The following is a 496-nucleotide window of genomic DNA, read 5'->3' on the forward strand; positions in this document are numbered from 1 at the left end:
GACAAAACCCGCGTCGGCTGGTGGAAAAACGGTTACCCAAAATATTTCGGCAAAGCCATCAACGCGCTCAATTTCAGCAAAGTCAAAATCTTTGTTGATGGACAAGAGGTGGACTTGGCGAAAAACGACGTTGCCGGCTTCTCCGTCGAACTCGATATGCAGCACGGCGTATTGCGCCGCTCGTTCACCGTATTCGGCGTGCGTTTCAATGTGTGCAAATTCCTGTCCGTCGCGCAAAAAGAGCTGGCGCTCATCCGCTGGGAAGCCGTATCCGTTGACGGCAAAACCCACCAAGTCCGCATCGATTCCATCATCGATGCCGACGTGAAAAACGAAGACTCCAACTACGAAGAAAAATTCTGGCAGGTATTAGACAAAGGCGTTTCAGACGACCACTCCTACATTGCCACCCAAACCGTTGCCAATCCCTTCGGCGTGGAACAATTCATCGTCAACGCCGAGCAAATCTTCGCCGGCAGCTTCAAAGCCCTCGGCG

The 496-nt window shown here is 52.4% G+C and carries 1 pseudogene; it reads left to right on the forward strand.

The window, feature by feature from the left end:
- Positions 1-496 (forward strand): annotated as a pseudogene (locus tag ACTHUG_RS11395) (glycoside hydrolase family 65 protein); the annotation flags it as partial.

This window comes from Neisseria sp. P0022.S009 (genome assembly GCF_051956675.1).
Taxonomy (GTDB): domain Bacteria; phylum Pseudomonadota; class Gammaproteobacteria; order Burkholderiales; family Neisseriaceae; genus Neisseria.